Source organism: Herbiconiux sp., from assembly GCF_023264855.1.
Lineage (GTDB): Bacteria > Actinomycetota > Actinomycetes > Actinomycetales > Microbacteriaceae > Herbiconiux.
Window position 1 is genome coordinate 1 of the sequence record NZ_JAHFUW010000009.1, and the last position, 23556, is coordinate 23556.

Sequence of the window (23556 nt, forward strand, 5' to 3'; positions counted from 1 at the left end):
CCGCGAGGCCGAGCACGAGCGCGAGCAGCGCGAGGGCCAGGAGCGACCCGGGGGTCGCTCCTGTGGCGGCGAGCCGGGGGTCGCCGGCGGCGGCCGGATCGGCGTCACCCGCACCGGGGCTGCCCGCCCCCGGCGTCTCGGAACCCGGGCCTCCGGGCTCCACCGGGGCGCCGTCGCGGCCTCGCACCTCCTCGGGGGTGCCCGCGAAGAGGGCGCGGGAGTCGGCATCCCTCAGCACCATCCGCTCGCTGCCGTCGAGCAGGCGGTAGATCGCGTAGCTCTCGACGGGGTAGAGGATGAGGGCGTCGAGATCGGCCGCGGCATCCGGGGTCGTCGCGATCTGCAGCGGGACGGTTCCCGCCGAGAGGTCGGCGCGGCCCAGGGTGCGGATCGTGACCGCGCCGTCGGCGCCGGCGAGCTGCGCCGTGGTGTCGAAACGGCCGGGCGAGGAGAGCGACACCGACGGCGGCGCCGAGGCCGCACTGTCGACGGCACTCAGGAACAGCAGGTGCTCCCCCGCAATCGGCACGTCGAGGTCGTAGGTCGAACTCGTGCCCGCCTCCAGGTGCGCGTAGGCCCGGTTCGAGAAGGCGGACGACCCGTACCGCACCTCGGGCACGCCGAGGCGGTACAGGGAGGCCAGGGTCACGGTGGCGTACCCCTCGTAGGGCTTCGGGTTCGTGGAGTCGTTCGAGAACCGAACGATCACCGCGGCCGCGTCATCCGGAACCGTGCCGATCAGCGTGGTGCGCACCGACCCGGCGCCCGAATACCAGGTGCGCGGGTTGTAGCCGAAGCCGCTGTCGTCGGCCAGCAGCGTCTCGGTGCCGGAGGCGTCGACCGCGAGCACCTCGGCGTCGAGGTCGACCCCGAACTGCAGCAGGGCCGCGAAGTCGAGCATCAGCGCATCGCCCGCCTGCGGCTGGCCGTCACCGCCCACCGCGAGACGTGTCTCGATCGATCCGCCGTCGAACACCCGCACGTTGTTGTAGCCGTCGCCGGAGACGAAGAGCGCGTTCTGCCCCTCCCACCCCTGGTAGATCGGCTGGGGCGAGTCGACGGCGAGAGAGTCCTGATAGATCGCGGCCTCGTCAGTGCCCGATCCGGGCGCCTGCGTCACCACGGCACGTGCCGGATCGTTCAGTCCGCCGTCGGGCACGTCGAGCTGCTCGTCGGACGGACGCCCCTCGGCCACCAGATCCTCGATCTCGACCGTGGTCGCCGTGCGCTCCTCCACCTTCGTGGCGGTCATCACGGCGAGCGCCTCGGGAACCCGCTGCACGCGCAGGATGGCGCGCAGGGCCTCGTCGACCGACTCGGCGCCGCTGTTGCTGTTCAGCCCGTCCACGGTGATGCCGTCGAACGCGAGGCCCAGCGTCTGGTCGAACATGGGCACGCCGAGCGGGTTCTGCCCCATCCACCAGGTGGCGGCCACACCCGCCATGTCGGCGTACTTCGTCTCGCCGGTCACCGCGTACAGCGCCAGGTAGTTCTCGACGTAGCTCGCGGTGCCGTAGTTGATCTGCGGCAGCCCGCTCTTGTTCGGACTCACCTCCATCGACCGGCCCGAGATCAGCAGGTCGGCGAGGAAGCTGTCGGCCGAGAGCTCCGCCGCGTCGATCCACTCGGTGTGCCCGGTGAGCGACCCGGCCAGGGCGAGTGCCTTGGTCTGGATGCTGCCCCACTCGTACCAGTTGCCGTTGCTGTGCTTGATCGCTCCGAGCGGATACCGGTCGAAGTCACCGGCCTGGTAGTAGGCGATGCCCTCGGCCAGTTCGCTCACCACGGTCACCGCGGCATCTCGCTCGGCGCCCTGCAGCAGATCGGCGTGCTTCACGAGCGCCGCGACGGCCGTGGCCGAGAGCCAGCTGTCGTCGAACAGCAGCCAGGCGGGAGATCCGTCGGGCTGGGTCTGCCCGTACTCGGCGGAGACGAGCTCGCCGACGCGGTCCAGGCACAGCTGCAGCCGGCTCTGGAGGCGGCCGGCCAGCTCGGCGTCGGCATCCGTGATCAGCGGCAGAGCGGTGGCCATGGCCTCATAGGCCCGGGCCGCCCAGTAGCTGAACGCGGTCTGCGAGGAGGCGCTGTCCTTCTTGAACAGGGTGCCGTCGGCGTCGCGCGCCACGAAGTTGTCGAAGTCGCCGTTGGGCGCCTGCATCCACATCGCGAACTCGAGGCCGCGCTTCATCTGGTCGTAGCTGTGGGCGTCTCCGTAGGTCGTGTAGTGCTCGGCGTAGACGATCACGGCCCGGGCCACGTCGTCCAGCGCCGAGACGCCCTCCTGCGGGTCGCCGACCCACTCGTAGCCTGCGGCGAGGTCGTCGCGGTCCAGCGGCTCGGCGTAGAGGTGCACGATCATCGCCGGCTCGCCGTCGAGCTCCACGTGCTCGCTCAAGAAGTCGAGGTGGCGGAGGTTGGCGTACACCTCGGAGGTGTCGCCGAGCACGAAGCGCACGTAGTACGAGAGATCCTTGGTGGTCACCTGGCCGTCGCCGTCGTAGTCGAGGGCGGGGTCGGATGCCCCGGCGGCGATCTGCTGCTCGAACCAGGCGGCATCCGCCGCATCCACGACGCCGTTGCCGTCGAGGTCGTCGTTCCCCTGCTCCCGCTCGCCCGAGAGGCGCACGTCGCGCAGCCGCAGCGGGTAGGCCGAGGTGTTGCGCAGTTCGAGGTCGAGGGCGGTGGCCGAGGCCGGCACGACCGGGGCTCCGGATGCCGCGTCGGCAGCCGTCGCCGCGAGCTCCTGCCAGAGCGCGCGGTCCTGCCCCGGCGCCTCCGTGGCGCTCAGGATGTCGGCGCCACCTAACTGGACCGCGGCGACCGTTCCGGCATCCGCCGGCGTGCGCGGGTCGATGAAGGCGTCGACGGCCAGTGACAACACGTCGCCGACCTGCGGCAGCGCCGGATCGGTTCCCACGGGCACGGCGCGCGAGACGGTGGCTCCGGGTTCGAGCACGACGCCGGAGGCGATCCGCGCCCCCGAGCTCGACCAGTTTGACTCCCCGTCGAGGTCGTCGGCGAACGCCGCGTTCGGCACGGCGACCGGCCGCTCACCCGCGCCGCTGTCGGCCCACAGCCGCACCTGGTGGAACTCGATCGTGCCGCCGGTGTCGTTGTGCAGCTCGACGTAGACCGTGCCGGCCGTGGCGCCGACGCGTCCCGTGCCGACGGGCTGGCTGCCGACGGTGACGCGCTGGCCGCGGGCGAGCGACGTGAGGTCGCTCCACTCCCCGAGGATCGCACTGCCGTCGGTCACCCGCACCAGCACGGTGGAGTCGACGGTGACGTCGCCGTGCAGGGTGACGTCGACCTCGGCCCTGATCAGATCGCCCGCAGCGACACCGGAGGGATCCGCGCCGACCGCGATGCCCTGGTAGGCGACTCCGCCGGGTGCGAGCTCGAGGGTGCGCTCCTGACGGGCATCTCCCTGCACCGACCAGCCGGTCTCCAGCGGGCTGCCGAAGTCGGCGTTCGGCAGCTCGTAGGCCACGGGCTGCGGCAGGGCGGAGGCCGGTGCGCCCGCGGGCACGGCCACCACCACGACCCCGGCGAGCACGGCGGCCAGCCCGGCGGAGAGGGCGCTCCACGAGCGCGGACGACGGGGCCTCCCGCCGGACGCGCGGGCGCTGGTTCGGAACTGGATCATGGGAACTCCTCGTCGGACCGGGCCGGAGACATCGTTGTCCGACCGTCGCGGAACATGATCCGTGACGAATCGCGACGAAGTCAAGGGCTCGAGGGAAGGTCGATCCGAGGGGTTGACGGGCTTTCCTAAACCGGTATAACCTTCACAGTGCTAAACCGGTATAGGCCACAGGGTCCACCGGATGGCGCCCATCTCGACGAGGAGTCCGCGTGAGCAGGAGACCGACGATCAGCGACGTCGCCCACGAGGCCGGCGTCTCGAAGGGCCTGGTGTCGTTCGTCTTCAACGGCCGGCCCGGCGTCTCGCCCGCCACCCGCGACCGCATCCTCGCCGCCGCCGCGGAGCTCGGCTGGCGGCCGAACCCCAACGCCCGTTCGCTCACCACCCAGACGGCGTACGCCCTGGGGCTCGTGGTGCTGCGCGACCCGGCCATCCTGGGCTCCGACCCGTTCTTCCCCGCCTTCATCTCCGGCGTCGAGGCGGTGCTCTCCGACCGCGGCCGGGTGATGCTGCTGAGCGTCGTGCCCGACGAGGAGCGCGAGCTCGAGACCTACCGCAAGCTGGCGGCCGAGAGCCGGGTCGACGGCGTCTTCCTCACCGACCTGCGCCACCACGACCCGCGCATCGCCCTGCTGGCCGAGCTCGGCATCCCTGCCGTCACCCTGGGGCGGCCGGATGTTCCGAGCGGGTTCCCCGTGATCGACCGCGACTACGGCCACGGCATCACCGCGGTCGTCTCCCGGCTGCGCGAACTCGGCCACACCCGCATCGCCCATGTGGCCGGCGACGACCGGATGCTGCACGGCACCCGCCGTCGCGACCAGTTCGCGGAGGCCGTGCGGGCCTCCGGCGGTGAGCCGATCGTCGTGGGCGCCGACTTCTCACCCGATGCCGGCGCCCAGGCGACGCGGGCACTGCTCGCGCGCGACGAGGCTCCCACCGCCATCGTGTTCGCGAACGACCCGATGGCGATCGCCGGCATGGCCGTGGCCCAGCAACTCGGATACCGGCTGCCCGAGCAGCTGTCGATCACCGGCATGGACGGTTCGGAGATGTCGCAGTACCTCTTCCCCCCGCTGGCGACGGTCGGCAACGACCCCGCCGAATGGGGCCGCACCGCAGCTCACTCGCTGCTGGCGCTGATCGAGACCGGAGCATCCGAGGATGTCACGCTCCCCGCCGCGGAGTTCATCCCGCGCGGTTCCATCGCACCACCCCCCACACCCGACGGCTCCGCCGTCGACACCCCACAGCAGACGGCCACGCCGTCGACGAGATAGGAGAACCCCGTGCAAAGACGCACTCGAATCGCCGTGCTGGCCGCCAGCACCGTGGCGGCGCTGTCCCTGGCCGCCTGCAGCGGCGGAGGGGGCGGCAGCGCCTCCGACGCCGCCACCGCCCGAGGCCCGATCACCATCTGGTACTCCAACAACGCCTCCGAGGTGGAGTGGGGCAAGGGAATGGTGGAGGCCTGGAACGCCGACCACCCGGATGAGGAGATCACCGCGCAGGAGATCCCCGCCGGCAAGAGCAGCGAAGAAGTGATCACCGCCGCCATCACGGCCGGCACCACCCCGTGCCTGGTCTTCAACAACCTGCCGGCCGCGACCGGCCAGTTCCAGAAGCAGGGCGGCCTGGTCGACCTGTCGAGCTTCGAAGACGGCGACTCCTACATCCAGGCGCGCAGCGGCGACATCGCCGAGCAGTACCGCTCCTCCGACGGCGACTTCTACCAGCTGCCGTGGAAGTCGAACCCGGTGATGATCTTCTACAACAAGGACCTCTTCACCGCCGCCGGCCTCGACCCCGAGAACCCGAAGCTGTCGACCTACGACGACTTCCTCACCTCGGCCAAGGCGATCGTCTCCAGCGGGGCCGCCGACTTCGCCATCAACCCCTCGCCCACCAGCGAGTTCTTCCAGCCCAACTTCGACTTCATCCCGCTGTTCGCCGCGCAGACCGGTGGCCAGCAGATCGTCGAAGACGGCAAGGCCACCTTCGCCGACGACGACGGATACGCGGTCGCCGACTTCTGGGCCAGCGTCTACAGCGACGACCTCGCCGGCAAGGAGAAGTACGAGGGCGACGCCTTCGCCGACGGCAAGGCGGCCATGGCCATCGTGGGCCCGTGGGCGATCGCCTACTACGGCGACAAGATCGCCAACTGGGGCGCGGTACCGGTTCCCACCGAGAACGGCACCCCGGCAGACGAGACGTACACCTTCTCCGACGCCAAGTCGGTGGGCATGTACAGCTCCTGCGAGAACCAGGGAACCGCCTGGGACGTGCTGAAGTTCGCGACCGGCGAGGAGCAGGACGGACAGCTGCTCGAGCTCACCGGCCAGATGCCCATCCGCACCGACCTCGCCACCACCTACTCCGACTACTTCACGGCCAACCCCGACTACGAGGTGTTCGGCGACCAGGCCAACCGCACGGTCGAGGATCCGAGCGACCCGGAGGCGGTCGCGATGATGCAGGCGCTGCGCGACGCGTACACCAAGGCCGTGGTCACCGGCGACGGTGACGTGAAGAGCGCTCTGGACGAGGCGGCGAAGAAGATCGACTCGCTGGCCACGCAGGGCTGACCCTGATGTCCGGCACCACGACCCGCCAGGAGGATCGCACCGCGCGGTCCTCCCGGCGGGGCCCCGGGCCCTCCGGCCGCCGCTCCCTGCTGTCGCGCCTCCTCGGCGCACAGCCGATCGGCTGGCTGTTCGGCGCCCCCTACCTCGTGTTCGCGATCATCGTGTTCGCCTACCCGCTGGCCTTCGCGATCTACATGTCGTTCTTCGACTACTTCTTCTCGGCGCCGGGCGTGGAGGTCGACAAGCCCTTCGTGGGCTTCGACAACTACGTCGCCGTGGTGACCGACCCCGCCGTGCTGCAGTCGCTCGGCAACGTGCTGGTCTTCCTCGTGATCAACGTGCCGCTCACAGTGGTGCTCTCGATCGTGCTGGCCAGCGCCCTGAACAAGGTGGTGCACCTGCGCACCTTCCTGCGGGTGAGCTACTACGTGCCTTACGTCACGGCGAGCGTCGCGCTCGTGGGCGTGTGGCTGTTCCTGTTCAGCGGCAACGGACTGGTGAACAACATCCTGGGGCCGCTCGCTCCCACCCCGTCCTGGCTGGTGAACCCGGCGCTCGCGATGCCCACCATCGCCCTGTTCGTCACCTGGAAGCAGCTGGGCTTCTACATCCTGCTGTACCTGGCCGCGCTGCAGAACGTGCCGAAGGAGCTCTACGAATCGGCGTCCACCGACGGCGCCGGCGTCATCCGGAGCTTCTTCTCGGTGACCGTGCCGGGCGTGCGCCAGGCCACCGTGCTCGTGCTGATGCTCTCCACCATCATCGGCGCCAACCTCTTCACCGAGCCCTACCTGCTCACCGGCGGGGGCGGCCCGAACGGGGCATCCGCGTCGCCGGTGCTCATCATGTACCAGCGCGGCATCCAGCAGGGGCATCCGGGGTTCGCTGCAGCCCTCGGCATCCTGCTCACCATCGCCGTGCTGATCGTGGCGCTGCTGCAACGCCGCTTCGCGGGAGGGAAAGAGGAATGAGCCGCATGACTCGCAGAACCCGCCGGTTCGCCCGTGCCGGATCGGCCCCGCTCAGCCGCGGCCAGGCCGTGCTGAGGGGCGTCGTGCTCGGAGCGGGGGCGCTGGTGTTCCTGTTCCCCTTCTACTACATGATCATCGGATCGCTGCAGAGCTCTCCCGACACCTCCGTGTCGGGCGCGTTCCCCGACCCCTCGAACCTCACCACCTCCAACTACGAAGCCATCAACAGCCGCATCGACCTGTTCCAGGGGCTCATCAACTCAGGGATCTTCACCGGCGGCGTGGTGCTGTGCACCGTGGTGTTCGGTGTGCTGGCCGGCTACGCGCTCGCCATCCTGCGCTGGCGCGGGCGCAGCGCCACCTTCGCGCTGGTGCTGCTGGTGCAGGTGGTGCCGTTCCAGCTGCTGATGATCCCGCTCTACGTGCTGATCGCGCGCAACTACGGACTCTCCGACAACTACCTCGGGATGATCCTGCCGTTCGCCATCAACTCCACGGCGGTCATCATCTTCCGCCAGTACTTCCTGCAGCTCCCGCGCGAGCTGTTCGAGGCGGCGCGGATCGACGGGGCCGGCGAGTTCATGCTGCTCTGGCGGGTGGCGCTTCCGCTCGTGCGGCCCGCCGTGGTGACGGCGCTGCTGCTGACCTTCATCGGGCCCTGGAACGAGTTCCTCTGGCCCTTCCTGATCACGAAGGACGCCTCGATGCAGCCGCTCGCCGTGTCGCTGGCGAACTACGTCACCAACGTGGCCGCGTCCACCGCCAACCCCTACGGCGCCGTTCTGGCGGGCGCCGTGGTGCTGGCCGCGCCCGTCGTCATCCTCTTCATCGTCTTCCAGCGGTACTTCGTCTCGACCGACGTCGGATCCGCCGTCAAAGGATAAGGAACCATGCATCCGATCACCCCCGAGCGGCTCCGCGCCGCCTACGAGACCGCGACCCGGTTCGACCACCCGCTGATCTCGTACATCACCACCGACCAGTTCTCGGCCGAGTACCCCGAGCGGCCGGACTGGGCCATCGGGCCGTTCCGCCGCGACGACTCGCTCACCTTCACCCAGCCGGCCACCTGGAACGACCCCACCGGCATCGGCTGGACCGACGGCTTCATCTTCAACCCCTCGCTGCTGGTGGAGGACGACACCCTGCACCTGTTCTACCGGGCCTCGCCCCGCAAGGAGTCGATGTGCAGCCGCATCGGGCTCGCGCACTACACGCGCGAGACGGGCTGGGTCGACGACCCGGCGAACCCCATCCTCTTCCCCACCCTCGACAACGAGGTGCTGAGTGTGGAGGACCCGAAGATCTACAAGGCCGACGACGGCCGCTACGTGCTCTTCTACAACGGCATCTGGGACTTCGAGGGCACCTCGGAGGCCGAGCAGTACCCGTCGTTCGGGCATCCGCTCGAGAACATCGGCTGCGACATCATGGTGGCCGTCTCCGACGACCTCGTGCACTGGGAGAAGCGCGGCATCGTGGTGCCCTACGAGATCTCCCGGCTCTGGGTGAAGGGCGCCGTCATCCCCCGCAACACCCGGGGCGAGGCGGTGCGGATCGGCGGCGAATACCTGATGTACCTCTCCGAGGGCTGCAACGGCGTGCGCTACGTCGGGCACTCGGACGACCTCGTGACCTGGCGCTTCGAGCAGCAGGACTACCTCGATCTCGGCGAGTACGGCGGCACCCTGTTCGAGGTGGCCTGCGCGGTCACCGGGCACGACGACTCGGGCGACCTGGTGCTCGACTTCTTCTACCAGGATGCCGACGGCGAGCTCGCCGCGGCCCAGGCGCTCTACAGCGTCGACGCCCCATTCACCCAGCGGGAGCTGCACCGCGGCGGCTCGCTGGCCTGGGGCGGACTGGCCGGCTTCGACGGCGGCGTGTACTTCGCCCAGGGCTGGGACGCCGCCGAGGGCAGCCGCGAGCTCTACTTCTACCGGGCCGTGGCGGGCGACGATGAGTGAGCGGGGCGCCTCGCGGCGGCAGAGCCTCGCCCTCGACGGCGAATGGACCCTGCGCGGCTGGCGGCAGAACGACTGGGAGCTGGCGCTCACCCCCGAACGCGCGAAGGTGCAGAATCCGGATGTCGGGCCGGTGCCCGCAACGGTGCCGGGGTCTGTTCGCGGTGCCCTCGTGGCCGCCGGAATCGCCGAGGACCCGGCTCGCGGCGAGCAGTCGCGCGTCAGCGAGTGGATCGAGAACCGGCACTGGTCGTTCAGCCGGCCGCTGCCTCGTGAGGCCGCCGCGTGGCTGGAGGCGCATCCGGAGGACCGGATCGTGCTGCGCGGCCCCGGCCTCGACTACGCCGGAACCGTGCTGGTCGACGAGACGGTCGTGGGCGAGTTCGCAGGATCGTTCACGCCGCACGAGTTCGACCTCACCGACGCGGTCCGCGCGGGCGGGCAGGCCCTCACCGTCATGTTCACGACCGTGCCCGACGGTCTGGGGCAGAACGGCTGGACCTCGCGCATCCGCGACTGGAAGCCCCGCTTCTACTACGGCTGGGACTGGACGCCGCGTATCGTGCAGACGGCCATCACCGAGGCGCCCGTGCTCGAGTTCGGGCCGGCGGGCGCGTCACTCGAGGGGCTCGTCGTGCGTTCTTCCTACGATGCGGCCACCCGCCGCGGCCTCGTGACAGTCGACGTCTCCGGATGCCGGCTCGATGCTCCGGAGGCCCGGGACGCGAGCCTCGAGGTCGAGGTAGCCGGCATCCGTGGCTCGATCAGGATCGGGGAGATGGATGCTGGTGCCGCCGGCGCCGACGCTGCTGGTGCCGGCGCTGCCGGCACGGTCACGCTCGCCGTCGACGATCCCGCCCTCTGGCACGTGCGGCCGCGTGGCGAACAGCCTCTGTACCCGGTGACGGTCACCCTGCGCACCTCCGAGGGCGCGGAGCTCGATCGCGCGGAGCGGCGGCTCGGCTTCCGGGAGCTGCGCTGGACACCCACCGAGGGCGCTCCCGAGGGGGCGGATGCCTGGCGCTGCGTGGTGAACGGGGCCGAGGTGTTCCTCGCGGGGGTGAACTGGGTGCCGATCCGGCCCGACTACGCCGACCTCGCCGACGAGGAGTACCGCACCCGCCTCACGAGCTATCGCGACCTCGGCTTCACGCTCGTGCGGGTGTGGGGCGGGGCCGCCGCCGAGCGGCCGGTGTTCTACGACCTGTGCGACGAGCTCGGGCTGCTGGTGTGGCAGGAGCTGCCGCTCAGTTCGTCGGGACTCGACAACGAGCCGCCCGCCGACGACGCCTACGCTGCCGAGCTCGCCGGCATCGCGCGCTCCTACGCGCTCCGGCTCGGGCACCACCCCTCGCTCGTGCTCTGGGGAGGCGGCAACGAGCTCACCCGGGTGCCCGCCCCGGCTGTGCCGGGCCCGCCGCTGAGCCTGGCGCATCCGGCCCTCGCCGCCGCCGGACGGGCACTGGCCGCCACCGACCCGGGTCGCCGCTACGTGGCCACCTCGCCCACCGGCCCTCGCTTCGAGGCGGATGCCCGTGAGTACGGCCTGGGACTGCACCACGACGTGCACGGCCCGTGGGAGTTCACCGGCACCGACGCCGAGTGGCAGGCCTACTGGGACGGCGACGACTCGGTGATGCGCTCCGAAGTGGGCGTCGCCGGTGCGAGCCCGCTCGACCTGCTCGCCCACTTCGGCCTGCTCGACGCCCCCGACCGCGCGGCCCTGCGCCAGCGCTGGACGCACTCCTCGGGCTGGTGGCTCACCCGCTTCGACGCCGCGGATGCCGCCCAGCCGATCGAGCAGTGGGTCGCCGAGAGCGCCGACCGCCAGGCCGACCTGCTGGCCCGTGCCGCGCGCGCCACCCTCGCGCGCTTCCCCCGGTGCGCCGGCTTCGTCGTGTGGCTCGGCCACGACTCCTTCCCCTGCGCCGTCAGCCTCGCCCTCCTCGACTGGTGGGGCCGCCCGAAGCCCGCGGCGCTCGCGCTGGGGGCGGTGTTCGCGGAGCATCCGGCGTGCACCTCGGATCGCGGCTCCCTCCCCAGCCGGGGGTGACGCCGGCGCTCAGCCCGCGGGAGCCAGTTCGCGACGCCGCATGAGCAGAGCGGACGCCCCGCCGCCCAGCACGATCGCGAGCAGCAGCCAGACCAGCCCCCGCAGGTCGACGTCCGGCCCCGCGACAGTGGGCGCGACGGCGATCGGAGACACCTCGGTGAGCCACTGCGGGAATCCGAAGAGCGGGCCGAACAGTCCGAGCATCATCCCCACCACCACGAGCGCCCAGCCCGCCGGGATCGTGAGGCGGGGCGCGACCACGAAGACCAGGGCCGTGAGCACCAGGAAGACCGCGGCCGCGACGGCCTGGCCCGCGCCGGTGACCAGAACGGTCTCCAGCAGCGACCAGTCCGCATCCGCCAGCGAGGCGATGCCGACGGCCGCCCCGAGAATCCCCCCGACGACCGTGGCGAGGATGCCGAGACCGGCGACCGCTGCGTGGCCCGCGAACCAGTGCAGGCGGCCGACGGAGGCGGAGAGCACCGGCTCGGCCGTACCACGCGCCTCCTCCTGGCGGGCACGGCAGATCGACTGCACGGCGCAGCAGGAGGCGAGCACCCCGAGCATCGTGAAGAAGATCACCACGGCCGCCTGAGCGAGCGAACCGTCGCGAGCGAGGGCCTGGGTCAACACCTGCACCGCGGGAACCTGGGTGCTCACCTGGTCGAGCACCGCCGACAGCCGGGTGGCGAGCACGCCGGTGACGAGACCGCCCGCCGCCCAGCCGAGCAGGGCGCCGCGGCTCAGCCGCCACGCCAGGCCGAAGGGGCCCGCGAGCGACGCGCGGGCCCGCGCCCGGCCCGAGCGCTCCGGCAGCAGGCTCGCCCCGAGGTCGCGTGAGCCCTGCAGTGCCAGGGCGGCGCCGACCAGCACGACCACGGCCAGAGCGCACAGCAGCAAAGGTGCGAGGTCGTCGCGGTCGTAGGGGCGGGTGTTCTCGGCCCAGCCGAAGGGGGTGAGCCAGGCGAGCCAGCCGCTCTCGACGCGCTGCGCATCCGCGCTCGGCGTGCCGGCCGCGTTTCCGACGCCGCACAGCACGAAGCTCGCCATGATGATCCAGACCCCCACCGCGTTCGCGGCCCGGGACGTGCGCACGAGCTGCGCCGCCACGAGGCTCAGCGCGAAGAAGGTCAGGCCCGCTGCACCGGTCGCGAGCCCCAGAACCGCGGCCCCGCGCACACCGAGCCCGGTCGCGGCGACGGCCGCCGCACAGAGCAGGGCGAGCACCGTGTTCGCGATCACCGCGTGCACGACGGTGGCGGCGAGCGGCAGCAGCCGTGCCGCCGGCGTCGCCGAGACGAGCTCGGCCCGGCCCTCCTCCTCGTCGGCGCGGGTGTGGCGCACCGCGAGGAAGCTGCTCATGAACGCCGCGAGCATCACCAGGAACGGCAGGATGAGGAAGCCGAGGAACGCCCCCTCCCCGGCGCCGGACGGCAGCCCGCGGAAGAGCAGGATGACGGGGTTCGCGACCGCCGTCGCGAGCAGCGCCGCCCGCTCCTGCTCGGTGCCGTACGAGCCGGTCACCCCCACGTAGGTGAGCCCCGCCAGTGCGGCCGTGCCGAGGATCCAGAGAGCGAGCTGGGCGGCGTCACGCCTCAGCCGCACGCCGAGCAGCGCGCCGAAGCGGCTCATCGCCCGCTCGAGTCCGGGTGCCCGGCCCCGTCGCCGCCGTAGTGGCGCAGAAAGAGCTCTTCGAGCGACGGCGGCTCCACCCGCAGCCCGGGAGCCCCGAACCGGGCGAGTTCGGGCAGCACGGCCGCCACCGCATCGCTGTCGACGGTGAATCGAGCCCGGCCTTGCGTCACCACAAGGTCGTGAGCATCCGGGAACGCGGGGAGCACGGCGCCGTGCGGCACCTCGAACGACACCTCGGTGCGGGTCAGGTGCCGGAGTTCGGCGAGGGTGCCGGTCTCGACCACCCGGCCCGAGCGGATGATGCTCATCCGGTCGCAGAGCTGCTCCACCTCCGACAGGATGTGGCTGGACAGCAGCACCGCCGCCCCGGTCTCGCGCACCCGGGCCAGTTCGCGCTGGAAGACGAGTTCCATCAACGGATCGAGCCCGCTCGTCGGCTCGTCGAGGATGTAGAGTTCGGCCGGCACGGCGAAGGCGGCCACCAGCGCCACCTTCTGCCGGTTGCCCTTGGAGTAGGCGCGGCCCTTCTTGCGCGGGTCGAGTTCGAACACCTCGAGCAGACGCTCCCGTTCGCGCCGGTAGGCGACGCGGTCGGAGTCCCGGCCCTGGCGCAGACGGGCGAGCAGGTCGATCGTCTCGCCGCCGGAGAGGTTCGGCCACACACTCACGTCGCCCGGCACCGACGCGATCCGGCGATGCAGCCGCGCGGCATCCTTCCAGGGGTCGCCGCCCAGAACGGTCGCCCGGCCGGCGCTCGCCCTGACCAGGCCGAGCAGGATGCGGATCGTCGTCGACTTCCCCGCCCCGTTCGGCCCGAGGAAACCGTGGATCTCGCCGGGCGCCACCTCGAGGTCGAGCCCGTCGAGCGCGGCGGCCCGTCCGTACTGCTTGCGCAGCGATTCGGTCGTGATGACAGCATCCACGAGCGCGAAGCTACACCCGCAGCGGGCGGCGGTAAAGGATCAGCGGATCGTCAGCGCGACAGCGCGATCTGCAGCAGCGCCTCGGTGAGCTCGAGGTGCCAGCGGGCCTGGCGCAGGGTGGGGCCCCAGGCGTAGATGCCGTGGTCGGCAACGATGAGCGCCGGCACCTCGGCGACCTCCTCGGTGGCGCGGCGGTAGACGCGCTCGAAGTCGTCGCCCAGCACCCGCATGTCTTGGTGGTTCTGCACGACCGGGATGACGACCTGCTCGCCGTGGGCGCTGTGGCCGATGCCCTTCAGCATCTCGAGATCGTGCAGCTCCACACCCTGCGGCCAGGCGCGGCCGGCCCGCACCGCCGCCAGCGCGTGCACGTGGATGCCCGCTCCGGCGCCGGTCACCGCGGCGATCCGCGCGTGCAGGCCGGCCTCGGCGGAGGGCTTGCGCGCCAGACCGAGGGATTCCGTGAGCGCGCCGGACGCGCCATCCGGAGCCCACTCCCCCTCGCCGTCGACGAGCACGATGTCACTCGCGGTGAGCTCGCCTTTGTCGAGTCCGGATGCCGTGACGGCCAGGCGCAGCGGGTCGCGACCGAGGGTGATCGAGAGGTTGCCCGCGGTTCCGGGCATCCACCCCATCGCAGCGAAGCGAGCCGACTCGGCGGCCAGCGCGGCCCCCGCATCCGTCACCGTCTCGGCGGTCAGGCCCTGGGGCGAGAAGACGTTCGGCGCCCAGGGACCCGATCCGACGCTCATCAGGCCTCCGTGCCGGGAGCGCCGGTGACACCGGCCGGGGCGACGACCTCGACGTCGTCGAAGGAGTTCACGACCGCGGCCGCCCCGAAGTCGGCCTCGAAGAACGGCTCGCCCTCGCGCGAGAACGCGACGACCTGCCAGCCGGCCTCGATCGCGGCCTCGACCTCTCCGGGGTTGTCGGTGAAGAACACGATCTCGGCGGCGGGAACGCCGAGCGCTTCGGCGATCCGGTCGTACGAACCGGACTCCTTCTTCGGGCCCGCCTTGATCGTGTCGAAGTAGTCGGTGATGAGCGCGGTGAGGTCACCGTCGGGCGAGTGCCGGAACCACGGCACCTGCGAGGCCACCGAGCCCGACGAGAACACGGCGAGCCCCACGCCCTGGGCGTGCCAGGCGCGCAGCTTCGGGATGACGTCGTCGAAGAAGTGCGACGAGATCTCGTCGCGCGCGAAGCCCTCGGCCCAGATCTGCCCCTGCACGGTCTTGAGCGGCGTCGCCTTGACGTCGCGCTCCATCCACTCGTGCATCACGGCCACGACCTGCTCGGTCGAGGCATCCGTCGGCAGCGAGGCGTCGTGGATGACCTGCTGGCGCGCCTCGGCGATCACCGGGTCGACGGCGTGCTCGTCGAGCCAGGCGGCCAGCCGGGGGCGGGCGTAGTCGTAGAGGTCGCCGAGGATGAAGCCGGCCGCGCTCGTGGTGCCTTCGAGGTCGACCACGAGGTAGCGCGCGTCGACGATCAGCGGATCGGGCGTGGGGGCGGGGGTGGGAACGGTGTCGGTCACGGGTGGCTCCTAGTGGTGCGGGATCGAGGTCAGACGGCCGGGGCGGCGGTCACGGCCGTACCGGTGAGGATGTGGTGTCGCGCGGTGTCGAACAGGCGAACGGATGCGGGGCCGAGCGCGCGGCCGGGCAGCGACTCGATGTCGGCCGCGTGCGAGAACCCGGCGGCACGGCGCATCTGCTCGACGCCGGCGAAGCGCCAGGCGTCGGCGACGATCTGGGGCAGGCCGTTGTCGTCCCCCCAGGCGGCCGCGAAGGCGTCCAGGCTCGCCGGGATCGCACTCTCACGGGCCCGGGCCAGCGCGTGGTCGCCCACCGCATCGGCCGCGATCGCGGCGATCTCGAGGTTGGCCCAGAACAGCCCGAGGTCCATCCCGATCGGCCCCACGAAGCTGAACTCCGGGTCGAAGACCTTCACGAGCTGCTGCCCGTCACGCCGGCCCACCATCACCGACCCGGTGTGCAGGTCGCCGTGGATGAGCCCTTCGGCGCGGGTCAGGAAGCTCTCGCGGATGCGGTCGACGGCCGCCGCCACCTCTGCGTCGGCGTAGAGCGCGCGCACCCGCGACTCGAGCGCAGGATGCCAGTGGTTGTGCTCGTGCTCGCGGTAGGGCTCGTCGAGCACCACGTCGAGCGTCATCGCGCACAGCTCGGGGTTGGCGGCGAGGTCGACCAGGGCGGCGTGCGCCTCGGCCCCCAGCGTGCCGAGCGAGGTCGCCGATCCGAGTTCCCCGACGAAGCGCCCCACCACGGCGCCGAGCGTGCCGAAGTCGATCTCGGCGGCATCCGCCGGTGTGGCGACCTGCCGCACGAGGGCGTCGCGCAGCACGTCGAGCCCCGAGAGGTCTTCCATCACCAGCACGTACCGCTCGGGGTCGAACAGCAGGATCTCGGGGATCGAGTCCGGCACCCGCGCCGCCAGCTGCTCGTACGTGCGGGCCTCCGAGGCGATGCGCCCGGGGTCGACGGGCCACTCCGGCCCCACCACCTGCACCCACGGGGGAGCCTGCTTCACCGCGAGACTGCCGAGCGGGCCGGATGCCACGAACACCCGGTTCATGTTGCCGGCGGTCACCTCGACCACCCGCACCTCGTCGGGCCGCCCGGCGAGACCGGCGAGCAGCCCCTGCCCGGCGAGGTAGTCGACGACGTCGGCCGAGGTCACCAGCAGCTCGTACGGCTCGGTCATCGGGCGGCCTCCGGTTCGAGCATTCCCGCGCCGTGCATTCCCGCGGCGGCATATGCCTCGCCGATGCGCGCGGGGTCGAAGGCTCCGCGGTCGGTGACGATCTTCGTCACGAAGCGGGCGGGGGTCACGTCGAAGGCCGGGTACCAGGCATCCGTCAGCAGCGACGAGGCCGTGCGACGGCCGAGCGTGTGCAGCACCTCGCTCGGGTCGCGCTCCTCCACCACGATGTCGGCCGCCGTCGGCGCCTCGGCATCCGGGGCCTGCACCAGGGCGTAGAACGGCACGTCGAAGGCCGAGGCCGCCACCGCGAGTCCGAGCGTACCGACCTTGTTCACCACGCTGCCGTCGAGCGAGACCCGGTCGGCGGCCGTGACCAGGGCGTCGATCGGACCGATGCGCGAACCCGGCGCGAGCGCCGCGGCCCCCATGCCGTCGGTGATCAGGGTCACGTGCTCGCCCAGCTCGGCCAGGGTGTGCGCGGTGAGGCGCGCGCCCTGAAGATAGGGGCGGGTCTCGGTGGCCACCCAGTCGAAGCGCTTGCCGGCCAGCCGGCCGGCGCGCACGAGCTCGATCAGGTAGGTGTCCATCCAGCAGTGGGTGAGGATGCGCGCGCCGTCGGGCAGAAGGGCGACGGTCTCGGCACCGAGACGGTGGCTGCGGGCACGGTACGACAGGGCGCCGGCCCGGGCCGCCTCGATCGCGAGCGCGACGAGCTCGGCGGTGTCGACGGCCGGGGCGATCGCACCCAGCACACCGTGCACGGCTTCGCGCGGGTGGTTGTTGGTGGGCCGGGCGGTCTCGAGCGTGTGGCCGGCGATCCGCATCCGGTTGTGGGCGGCGCCCAGCTCGAGCCCCGCGACCTGCAGGGCGGTGATCTCCATCCCCGCGTAGGCCGCGAACAGCGGGCCCGAACTCTGCGTGACCATGGTCGCGATGGCGGCGGCCACCTCTTCGGCGTCGTGCGCCGTCACCCACTCGACGCGCTCGGGGAAGGCCCTCCGGTCGAGGATGCGCACGACCCCGCCTTCGACCCGCACGGAGTCGTCGAGTACGGGTGGTGTGCCGCTGCTGGTGGTCATGCTCATCCCGTCGATTTCCCCCCACGAGAATACCGGCTCCCGACCCGTATAGTGGCGGTGTCACGCACGAAGGGCCTCCTGTGAGCAACGTCGATCCGAACACCCCCTCCGCCGTCGCCGCCGGCTGGTACCCCGACCCGAGCGGAGCCGCCGGCCTCCGCTGGTGGGACGGCGCGCGCTGGACCGAACACACGCAGGCGCACGCGCCGGCCGCGCCCCTCGCTGCGCAGCCCGCCGCCCAGCCGCAGTACGGCCAGCAGCAGTACGGCCAGCAGCAGTACGCCGCCCAGCCCGGTCACGCCGCCCAGCCCGGCTACACCTCCCCGGCCCCCTTCGCCGCGCAGGCAGCGCAGCCCCTGGCGCCGATCCCTGCCGACGCCCCGGTGTACGGCCCCTTCATCTGGATCATCACCCTGCTCCCGGCGATCTCGCTGCTCCTGCTGCCGCTCTCGCTCTCGGGCGTGCAGAGCGCGATGAACTCCGCCTTCGTGGATGCCTACAGCGGTTCGAGCGGCTACGGCAGCACGTCTCTGCAGCTGCAGCTCACCGAGGCCGCGATGAACATCGCGAGCCTGCTGATCTACGCGGCCGGGGTGGTGCTGGCCTTCTTCGACCGCCGCTGGCTGATCCGCCGCGGCATCGTGCCCGCGTTCCACTGGGCGTTCGCCTTCATCCCAGCCCCGGTCTACCCGATCGGCCGCTCGCTCCAAGTGCGCCGCCGCAGCGGTCGCGGCATCGCCCCGATGTGGGTCGCGATCGGCCTGTTCGCGCTCTCGTTCATCATCGGCATCGCCGTGTTCATCTGGGTGATGAACCTGATGTTCGGCATGATGGGCTCGATCGACCCCTCGCTCGGCTACACCGGCACCTGAGATATCGGCCAGTGATGGCTTTCGGGATACCAGTGAGGTAAATTCATCTTCATGTGAGCGGTGAGAGCACGCCGCCTCGTTCATGGAGGAACCGTCCGATGCGTTCTCTGCGCCACCGCCTTGCAGTGCTGGCCTCGACCTCGATCGTCGTCGCCTCATCACTTGGCTCCTTCACCGGGGTCACTCCGGCACACGCGGCGAACACGCCACTACCGTCCCCGGGTGCAACCGCACTTGTCAGCGCCTCGAGTTCAGGCGCCGCCAACTATGCGTCCTTCGTCTCGTCGATTTCGGATGATGGCCGCTTCGTGGCCTTCTCCTCCGACGCGAACAATCTGACCAGCATTCCCACAGGATTCATGACCCAAGTCTTCGTACGGGACATGTCCACCGGGCTCACCCAGATGGTCAGTGTCAACTCGGCAGGAACGGCGGGAGGCGACGGTCCCTCGTATGATCCGTCCATCTCCGGCGACGGGAGATTCATCGCCTTCACCTCCGGGGCGAAGAATCTCGATGCGTCGTTGCCCCTCGCCGACGACCATACACAGATCTACATCCGAGACCTCGCGGCGGGTTCCACCCGGCTGGTCACGCGAAACACGACGGCGACAGCCGGAGGACAGTACAACTCGTACAGTCCGTCGCTTTCCGGCGACGGCACAAGGCTGGTATTCGGCTCGGTCGCACGTGATCTCCTTTCGGGCGTGGACCCCGGCAAGGGCCAGATCTTCAGAGCGGAGGTCGTCGCGGGGTCCATGAAGGTGACCGGTATCGTCAGTACCGCCGACACGGGAGCGCCATCCCCGGGAGAAGCAGGGAACGGCTTCTCCTATGAGCCCTCCCTCTCCCACGACGGAACCGTCGTCGCCTTCACCTCCAGGTCCTCCAACCTGACCGCGGACACATTTCCGCCCTCCGCCGATCAGATTTTCGTGCATTCGCTGGAAACCTCGCGCACGAGGCTCGTGAGTCTCGCAGCGAGTGGCCTCGGAGGCGCCGACTCGATCGCAAGTGGAGCGTCGATCTCCTCCGACGGACGACGGGTGGCGTTCATCTCCAATGCGACGAACCTCGCTCCGAACTCGCCGAGCACAGGGACCGAACAGGTCTACCTACGGGACCTGTCGCAGAGCACATCCGAGCTGTTGAGTGTGACCGGCGAAGGTGAGGTCGCTGCCGGGAGATCGCTGCAGGCCTCGATCTCGGGAGACGGACTGCGAGTGGGATTCACCTCCAACGCACGTGACATCACGCGCGCAGACACTCGGGGAACCTGGCAGGTCTACTGGCGCGACGTCCCCTCGAGGGTCACGATGCTCGCCAGCTCTTCCACTGCAGATCCAACTCGGGGAAGCGACGACTCCGGCGTCTCGTCCCCGACCACACCCCGGATGTCGTCCAATGGGCAGCAGATCGCTTTCAGTGCCGCCGCAAACCTGCTCGGTGCGGGGAGTCCCGGCCCCGCTCAGGTCTACCTGCACGGACTCAAGGGCCCCAGCGTCGACCGGATCGGCGGAGCCGACCGATACGCGGTCTCGGCTGCGGTCTCAGCCGCCACGTTCCCTCCGGGCGTCCCCGTGGCTTACGTGGCATCGGGCGCGATCTTCAGCGACGCCCTCTCGGGGTCGGCGGCCGCAGGCGCGCAGGGCTCTCCTGTGCTGCTCGTCAGCGAAGACGCGGTGCCCGACTCCATCGCCGACGAACTCCGGCGTCTCCATCCCGCCTCGATCGTCATTCTCGGTGGCGCTGACACCATCAGCTCTCGCGTCGAGACTGCGCTCGGCGCCTTCGGCGCTTCGGTCTCGCGCGTCGCAGGCTCCGACAGGTTCGCCGTCTCCGCGGCGATCTCGGCCGCTCGCTTTCCGAAGGGCACACCCATCGTGTTCGTCGCCTCCGGCGAGGTGTTCCCCGACGCCCTGTCCGGTTCGGCCGCGGCTGGGCTCCTCGCAGGCCCCGTGCTGCTAGTCACGAAGGATTCGATACCCGCCTCCGTGTCGGCAGAACTGGCCCGACTAGCCCCGAACGAGATCGTCGTTCTGGGGGGCCGGAACACCATCTCGGACACGGTCGCATCCGACCTAGGGAAGAGGGCCTCGCTCGTTCGGAGGATCGGCGGTGCGGACCGATTCGAGGTCTCAGCGGGGGTGTCCCAAGACCTTTTTCCGAACGGCTAGTCCGTGGTCTACGTCGCCTCTGGCGCGGTGTTCCCCGACGCCCTCTCGGGATCCGCTGGAGCTATCGCTGACAAAGCACCCGTGCTGCTCGTGACCCGGGACTCCATTCCCGCTTCGGTCGTCGCTCAGCTGCAACGGCTGAAGCCGTATCGCATCGTCGTCCTCGGCGGCACGAACACCATCTCGGATACTGTTCGCGATGCTTTGGACAAGTACCTCGCTACACCGTGAGCGGTACCGCGGCGTGGGCCACGATCGGCGGGAGTTCCTCGAGGGTGTGCAGCACGTACGCGGCACCCGCTACGCGCAGGGCGTCCGCATCCGCGCCGCCGCTGCCTTGGGCGTCGGCGAGCCCTACCGCGATGTAGCCCGCGGCCGACGCACAGCGCAGGTCGTCGGCGGTGTCGCCCACGTAGAACGCGCGGCTGCGGGTGGGTCGATGCCGCATCAGCGCCGCGTACTTGTCGGTGACCGAGGCGTCGACCGCGTTCCACACCGTGGGCACGGAGAGCGCGCGCTGGTCGAAGCGCACCGCGGCGGCCGAGGCGGCCGACAGCACGCCGAGCCAGGCGCCCTCCGCCGAGAGCGTCGTGAGACAACTCGCGGCGCCGTCGCGCAGCCGGGCGTGCGGGTGCGCCATCCCCTCGGCCCACTCCTGCTCGGCCGCCGCGAGATCGCCGGCGGGCAGGCCGAGCCGCGCGAACAGCTCCGACAGCGGCAGCCGGAACCGCAGTGAGAACTCGGCCTCGCCGAGCATGGGCAGGGCTCGACGCGCCAGCACCTCGTTCAGTGCGGCGCGGGCGCGATCCGCGTCGGCCACCACGCTGCCGTTCCAGTCGAACAGCACCATCGTGCCGCGCAGCGCTCCGTCCGTCCGCACCTGGAACCACCCTCGATCGCCTTGCACCCGACCCGATCCGCACCGGGTTCCGTTCATCCTGGGGGGTGCGCAGGGCGTGGGCCGCGACCGCTCGCCGACGGGCACATGAACGGCGGGTGAAGAGCTGCCGCCGGATGCGCCGGCAGAACGTCAGCAGCGCTCTTCGACGTGCCCCTTCGCACCCGCCGGAACGAGGTCGCGATCCCGGATGACGCTGGCCGGAGGCAGCTGCGGATCGGCGCACACCTCGGCAACCGTGCCCCCGAGATCGTCGGTGTACTCGATGTCGATCACCTGCGCCCCGTACACGTCGGTATAGGTCGCGCACTCGTCGAAGCGGCGGCACTCCTCGGTCACGGCGAAGTCGAAGCCGATCTCGGTGCGGCCGCGATCGGCGAGCTCGGCCGTGTTCTTCTGCCCGGCGGCGAGGCCCTCGGTGTGCGCCGACGCCACCAGAAGGGTCGCCAGGCCGACGGCGTCGTCGACGCCGAACGCGCCGTCCGACCGCGTGTACGAGTCGAGGTTGTCGAACTCCACCGCCTGGAACCCGTCGGCACGGCAGCCCGCGATCGCCGGCTGGAACCGCTCGGCGATGGCCTCGCGCTTGTCGGCCGTCGAGATGTCGAGCAGTCGCTCGTCGGGCCATCCGGGGTCGAACACCTCGGCTCCGGATGCGTCGTGCAGCACGAGCTCATCCGGCCAGTCGGCGCCGGGCTGGGTCTGGAACCCGTTGAGGTAGCAGATCGAGTAGAGGCCCTCGGCGGGCTCGTCGGTGCTGTCGCGCGCCACGACGGTGACGCCGTCGGAGGGCGGGTAGCCGCCGCCGAGCTGGTAGTCGACGACGGCGTTGTCGGGGAGCAGCGGTACGGCGGCGCCACCGGAAGTGGTTCCGGGCGTGGAAGATGCGCCGGCCTCGGTTCCGGGCGTGGCCTCGGCGGATTCGAACTCGCCCGTGCGGCCGCCCACCCCGCCGTTCCCGGTGGCGCAGCCCGCCAGCCCGGCCACCCCCACCAGCAGAGCCGTCGCGACAGCGATCGTGCCGGCGCCGCGCCTCATCCTCGCAACCGGACCACGGGTCATTCCTTCTCCCCCGCGAAGCGGTCGGTCGCGGTGATCAGCGCGTCGAGGATCCCGGGCTCGTCGAAGGCGTGCCCGGCATCCGGGATCACCTGCAGATCGGCCTCGGGCCAGGCCTTGTGCAGGTCGAAGGCGTTGTACACCGGGGTGCACAGGTCGTAGCGGCCGTGCACGATCACGCCCGGGATGTCGCGCAGCCGGTGCGCGTCGCGCAGCAGCTGGTCGGGCTCGAGCCAGCCCTGGTTCACGAAGTAGTGGTTCTCGATGCGCGCGAAGGCGAGTGCGTAGTCGGGCCGGCCGAAGCTGGCGACGAGGTCGTCGCGCGGCAGCAGGGTGAGCGCCGAGGCCTCCCAGGTCGACCAGGCGACGCCCGCGGGGCCGTGCACGGCCGGATCCGGATCGTGCAGCAGCCGATGGTAGGCCTGGATGAACGAGCCGCGCTCGGTCTCGGGCACCGGCGCGACGAAGCCTTCCCAGCGGTCGGGCAGGATGGCCGACGCCCCGCCCTCGTAGAACCAGTCGAGCTCGCTCTTGCGCAGCATGAAGACACCGCGAACGATCAGTTCGGTCACGTGCTCGGGATGCGTCTGGGCGTAGGCGAGCGCGAGGGTGCTGCCCCAGGATCCGCCGAGCACCTGCCAGCGGTCGATGCCGAGCGACTCACGCAGCCGCTCGATGTCGGCCACGAGATGCCAGGTGGTGTTGGTCTCGAGATCGATGCCGGGCGTGCTCGCGTGCGGCACGCTCCGGCCGCAGCCGCGCTGGTCGAACAGCACGATCCGGTACAGCGCCGGGTCGAACAGCCGCCGGTGCTGCGGGCTGGTACCGCCGCCCGGGCCGCCGTGCAGGAACACGACCGGCTTGCCCTCGGGATTGCCGCTCTGCTCCCAGTACAGCGACTGCCCGTCGCCGACGTCGAGCATCCCGCTCGCGTAGGGCTCGATCTCGGGGTAGAAAGTGCGCATGC

At 70.9% G+C, this 23556-nt stretch carries 18 protein-coding genes and 1 pseudogene; 9 read left to right on the forward strand and 10 right to left on the reverse strand.

Annotation, left to right across the window (positions count from 1 at the left end; genetic code table 11):
* A pseudogene (locus Q0D75_RS05320) lies at positions 1-3646 on the reverse strand (hypothetical protein); the annotation flags it as partial.
* A gap of 209 nt (positions 3647-3855) precedes the next feature.
* Between Q0D75_RS05320 and Q0D75_RS05325 the strand changes: the two are divergent.
* Genes Q0D75_RS05325 through Q0D75_RS05350 form a run of 6 tightly spaced genes read left to right on the forward strand, consistent with a single transcriptional unit; the run spans position 3856 to position 11222 of the window.
* Complete coding sequence (locus Q0D75_RS05325) at positions 3856-4926, forward strand: LacI family DNA-binding transcriptional regulator (protein ID WP_291050189.1); 1071 nt, start codon at positions 3856-3858, stop codon at positions 4924-4926.
* Between the two features lie 9 nt (positions 4927-4935).
* Positions 4936-6234, forward strand: coding sequence for an extracellular solute-binding protein (locus Q0D75_RS05330; protein WP_291050191.1), 1299 nt, complete (start codon positions 4936-4938; stop codon positions 6232-6234).
* Between the two features lie 5 nt (positions 6235-6239).
* On the forward strand, positions 6240-7205 hold the full coding sequence (locus tag Q0D75_RS05335; protein ID WP_291050193.1) for a sugar ABC transporter permease: 966 nt from the start codon (positions 6240-6242) through the stop codon (positions 7203-7205).
* 5 nt (positions 7206-7210) lie between these two features.
* On the forward strand, positions 7211-8089 hold the full coding sequence (locus Q0D75_RS05340) for a carbohydrate ABC transporter permease (RefSeq protein WP_291050196.1): 879 nt from the start codon (positions 7211-7213) through the stop codon (positions 8087-8089).
* 6 nt (positions 8090-8095) lie between these two features.
* Positions 8096-9172 carry a hypothetical protein gene (locus Q0D75_RS05345; RefSeq protein WP_291050198.1) on the forward strand — a complete coding sequence of 359 codons (1077 nt, stop codon included), beginning with the start codon at positions 8096-8098 and terminating at the stop codon, positions 9170-9172.
* Positions 9165-11222, forward strand: a complete 2058-nt coding sequence (locus Q0D75_RS05350; RefSeq protein WP_291050200.1) for a hypothetical protein — start codon at positions 9165-9167, stop codon at positions 11220-11222. Before Q0D75_RS05345 ends, Q0D75_RS05350 begins: the two co-directional genes overlap by 8 nt.
* Positions 11223-11231: 9 nt before the next feature.
* Here Q0D75_RS05350 and Q0D75_RS05355 read toward each other — a convergent pair whose 3' ends face one another.
* The 6 genes from Q0D75_RS05355 to Q0D75_RS05380 are packed head-to-tail and all read right to left on the reverse strand — an operon-like array spanning position 11232 to position 17583.
* Positions 11232-12854: a polyketide antibiotic transporter gene (locus Q0D75_RS05355; protein WP_291050202.1), complete on the reverse strand. Its 1623-nt coding sequence runs from the start codon at positions 12852-12854 to the stop codon at positions 11232-11234.
* Entirely contained in the window at positions 12851-13780 is a 930-nt protein-coding gene (locus tag Q0D75_RS05360) for an ABC transporter ATP-binding protein (protein ID WP_291050203.1), read from the reverse strand. The genes Q0D75_RS05355 and Q0D75_RS05360 overlap by 4 nt, the downstream gene beginning before the upstream one ends.
* Before the next feature lie 50 nt (positions 13781-13830).
* Positions 13831-14532, reverse strand: coding sequence for a methylthioribulose 1-phosphate dehydratase (mtnB, locus tag Q0D75_RS05365; protein ID WP_291050205.1), 702 nt, complete (start codon positions 14530-14532; stop codon positions 13831-13833).
* Positions 14532-15317 (reverse strand): acireductone synthase, encoded by a 786-nt coding sequence (gene mtnC, locus Q0D75_RS05370; protein ID WP_291050207.1) that lies wholly within the window; start codon positions 15315-15317, stop codon positions 14532-14534. The genes mtnB and mtnC overlap by 1 nt, the downstream gene beginning before the upstream one ends.
* A 29-nt stretch (positions 15318-15346) precedes the next feature.
* Entirely contained in the window at positions 15347-16504 is a 1158-nt protein-coding gene (locus Q0D75_RS05375; RefSeq protein WP_291050209.1) for a phosphotransferase, read from the reverse strand.
* Entirely contained in the window at positions 16501-17583 is a 1083-nt protein-coding gene (locus Q0D75_RS05380) for a hypothetical protein (RefSeq protein ID WP_291050211.1), read from the reverse strand. Before Q0D75_RS05380 ends, Q0D75_RS05375 begins: the two co-directional genes overlap by 4 nt.
* An 80-nt stretch (positions 17584-17663) precedes the next feature.
* Here Q0D75_RS05380 and Q0D75_RS05385 point away from each other — a divergent pair, with 80 nt between their 5' ends.
* The 3 genes from Q0D75_RS05385 (at position 17664) to Q0D75_RS05395 (ending at position 20863) form a co-directional block, all read left to right on the forward strand.
* On the forward strand, positions 17664-18455 hold the full coding sequence (locus tag Q0D75_RS05385) for a DUF2510 domain-containing protein (RefSeq protein WP_291050213.1): 792 nt from the start codon (positions 17664-17666) through the stop codon (positions 18453-18455).
* Between the two features lie 98 nt (positions 18456-18553).
* Positions 18554-20632: a cell wall-binding repeat-containing protein gene (locus Q0D75_RS05390; protein WP_291050215.1), complete on the forward strand. Its 2079-nt coding sequence runs from the start codon at positions 18554-18556 to the stop codon at positions 20630-20632.
* Positions 20633-20635: 3 nt separating this feature from the next.
* A complete protein-coding gene (locus Q0D75_RS05395; RefSeq protein WP_291050217.1) occupies positions 20636-20863 on the forward strand; it encodes a cell wall-binding repeat-containing protein in 228 nt (75 codons plus the stop codon).
* Here Q0D75_RS05395 and Q0D75_RS05400 read toward each other — a convergent pair.
* The 3 genes from Q0D75_RS05400 to pip form a co-directional block, all read right to left on the reverse strand.
* Entirely contained in the window at positions 20853-21512 is a 660-nt protein-coding gene (locus Q0D75_RS05400; protein WP_291050218.1) for an HAD hydrolase-like protein, read from the reverse strand. The genes Q0D75_RS05395 and Q0D75_RS05400 overlap by 11 nt on opposite strands.
* Before the next feature lie 150 nt (positions 21513-21662).
* A complete protein-coding gene (locus tag Q0D75_RS05405; protein ID WP_291050220.1) occupies positions 21663-22568 on the reverse strand; it encodes an endo alpha-1,4 polygalactosaminidase in 906 nt (301 codons plus the stop codon).
* Between the two features lie 20 nt (positions 22569-22588).
* Positions 22589-23554 (reverse strand): prolyl aminopeptidase, encoded by a 966-nt coding sequence (gene pip, locus Q0D75_RS05410; protein ID WP_291050222.1) that lies wholly within the window; start codon positions 23552-23554, stop codon positions 22589-22591.
* Positions 23555-23556 lie beyond the last annotated feature (2 nt).